The following is a 2971-nucleotide window of genomic DNA, read 5'->3' as shown; positions in this document are numbered from 1 at the left end:
GATAAGCTGTTTGAGCAACCGGAACCTGATTTTCCGCGTCCTGTAGTTCGTCACTAACCTGCGCTTCAGATTTTACGATTAACAATAAGAATAATGATGCCGATAAGATAAACAGCCGGGAAAGTCTTGTTTTTACTAGCATAAATAATAATTTTTCTGTTAGGAGTATAATGAATTATTTTTTACTTCTGCCTCCACCTTTCATTTTATGGCCCTACCATCCTCTCAGAATGGGTGTGATTCAAATTAATTAATCCCTGATATCCGTCTGATTCGAACCAAGGTTCACGAATATTCCCTTCACTCAAAGGGATAAAGATTCCCTTACCTTCAGGAATATGCTGATCTTTACCGCTGCACGATTCTTGCAGTACTGTTCGGCATTTCCTTTGCTAATGCAGTGTAAAGATATATTTCGACAAGAAAAACCTCCACAAAGAAGTAATAAATTTTTTAACAACTTTCTAACAAGAAAAGCGAATAAGAATATACCATGTTACTTTTGTCTTTAAACTTTGCAGTTTTTCGAGAAATGCGTTCCACGCTGAGGCGCAAAAAAGATGCTAACCACTAAGGCACGGAAAATAAAGATGGTTCGAAGGGTCTGAGGAGTTCAAAGTTCAAATAGTTCAAGATGGTTCGAAGTGGTTTTGTTTTCTTTTATCTTGGCAACTCGGCGAGAAGTGCGTTCCTTATTTTTTTAAATATTTTAAAAGCTTAGAGTGTAATCTAATTTATCTTAATTCATTTAACAAGCCAAATGATTTTCTACACTTACACTCATTATCCTAATTTATAGTTATTTCTTATTTAAGAAAATTCCTAAAAAATAGTCTGTGATTTTAATATGATTAAAATTGTAATTAATATTTTTATATTCAAATTATTTAACAAACATTCTGATTAGTTTTTCATCAATTAAAATTAATGATTGAATATGGAAAAGTAGGTTAACAAATTTCTTGAAGTTAAAATAAAATTAACTGTTATAAACAGTACATTACCATCTGTTTATAAAAACAAAACTCTCCCAAAGTTATCAAGCTTTTGGAGAGTTTTCACATGAAAAATCACCTTCTTTCCGGGTAAAAGGATTGGCCTGTCTTATAAACTTTTTCTCAGTTCATTGACCTTATTGTCGGCACAGGGAAACTTTTTGCCCATCCGGCGGACTTCATTTTTTAAATAAAGAGTAGAACATTCTTTATTGTCCTTTTTCAGGTTTTCGTAATCTTTCCAGGCCAGGTCGTAGGATTTTATCCATTTGGCCAGCTCTGTCCGTGGATATGTACCTTTTTCTATGGCAGAAAGATAAAAGAGTGAACGATAGATACTGTACAGACAATGCCCATATTTTGAAGAGACCACCGCATAATTCTTTGTCCGGTTATCAGCAAACCTGATCTTTTCTGCAAGGCTGACTATTTCCTGCCACATCACCACAGAGGTATCTTTCTCGTGCAGAACATTGGCCACAGCCTTTTGATCCTTTGGTAAATCCGGCCAGCCAATATACTGGTCCCTGGTCCACCACGGGCTGATTTCCTCGCTCACACTTCGCTTGCCACGGATTACCGCATCGGCCGACAACAAGCATAATTTTCTGAACCTTTTCACATCCGCCCCTTTTAAATGAAGGACATCTGTAGAATAACGGTGAAAAATCGAAGCTTCAGATTCACCCGGATGATTGGCCCACTGTGCCATTACCCAGGCATTCAGATCGCACCACAGTTCGTTGGTAATATACGGGCCTTCCCAGCCCCCACCCCGCGTCCAGGTCCACATGCCGGACATCAGGTTTGATTTCGCCCTGATATCATTGAGGCTGGCAGGCTTTCCATTTTTACGAAGTGCTGCATGCTCCTCGAAACCATCAATCACGCCATGGCCAATATAATTGGGATAAGCACCCTTGCCTTCATACTCCCTGGCACATTGCACTTCCAGTATTTGTTTGTGCCTGCCTATCCCCAGAACTTTGCTGAAAGGATTGCCCCGCTGGAAATCCCCTTCGCAGTGTTTGACGGCAATAGTCAGATTGGGATGTGGCTCAATGGCATCATTTACCTTCATGTACTTTTGAATATCCGTATCAAAGCTAAGCCAGGTCCTGAAAATCAACTTTTTATTCAACTTGACGCAAACCTCATCCCGCAGAATTTGCAAAAGAGGGATAATCGTTTTGTCAGGATTTCCTTTATCATTGATTTTTCCAACATGATAGGGAGCATCCTGCAGATAGGTTTCCCCAATACGTACCACAATACCATCAAGTTGAGGAAATCTTTTAAACATCTGTTCTAAAAGCAAACGGAGATATTTTTGCGTCTTTGGATCATTAGGATCGCCGAAGGTTTGTTCCATTCCATATTTCTGAACCAAACGCTTGGGGAAAAGCAACAAATCACTATGACAAAACACCATTAAACCGGCTTTTTTAGCACTGGTGTAAACACTATCCATGTGAACAGCCAGGGCATCGACCCACAAACGGTCAGGAGAACCTTTAGGAAGGATATCCGGATCTACCTCATCCCAATTAACGGCCAACTGAGCCGATTCGAACAGGGAAAATACCTTGCCGTTGTATCCCATTTTCTTCAGGACTTCAGGATCATTGAATTGGGTTTTCCACGGTGCTTCACCGGGATTGTTGTGCACCATGTCCAATATCAATGGAAAAGATGATTGTGGTGAATGGTTGCTTTGCGAAAACGATGACACAGCCAGTGAAAAGCAAAGCAGACAAAAAATAAATTTTAAAATTTTCATTTTTGATTTTTGTTCCAAAGGATTATATACAATTACTTATCTGTTTTAAAGGGAATTGCAGGCAGCCCTTGTTGGTTATACAAATTCGGGTGCATAAAATTTTTCCATGCATACCTGGCATACAAAGGTGTTTCAACTTTTTCCGATGAAACAATTACAGTATTCCCATTAATTACTGCTTTAGCCGGGTAAAACT

At 39.1% G+C, this 2971-nt stretch carries 1 protein-coding gene; it reads right to left on the bottom strand.

Going from position 1 to position 2971, the window contains the following annotated elements:
* Nucleotides 1-1104: 1104 nt before the first annotated feature.
* A complete protein-coding gene (locus Q8907_15315) occupies nucleotides 1105-2775 on the bottom strand; it encodes a hypothetical protein (GenBank protein MDP4275640.1) in 1671 nt (556 codons plus the stop codon).
* Nucleotides 2776-2971: the final 196 nt, after the last annotated feature.

The sequence above is a fragment of the Bacteroidota bacterium genome (assembly GCA_030706565.1).
GTDB lineage: Bacteria > Bacteroidota > Bacteroidia > Bacteroidales > JAUZOH01 > JAUZOH01.
The sequence above is the reverse complement of the archived record's forward strand: the minus strand, read 5'-3'. Positions and strand labels throughout refer to the sequence as shown.

Bases quoted from the DNA above. Each gene is read 5' to 3' on its own strand.
- Q8907_15315 (MDP4275640.1), bottom strand. From the start codon at position 2,775: ATGAAAATTTTAAAATTTATTTTTTGTCTGCTTTGCTTTTCACTGGCT.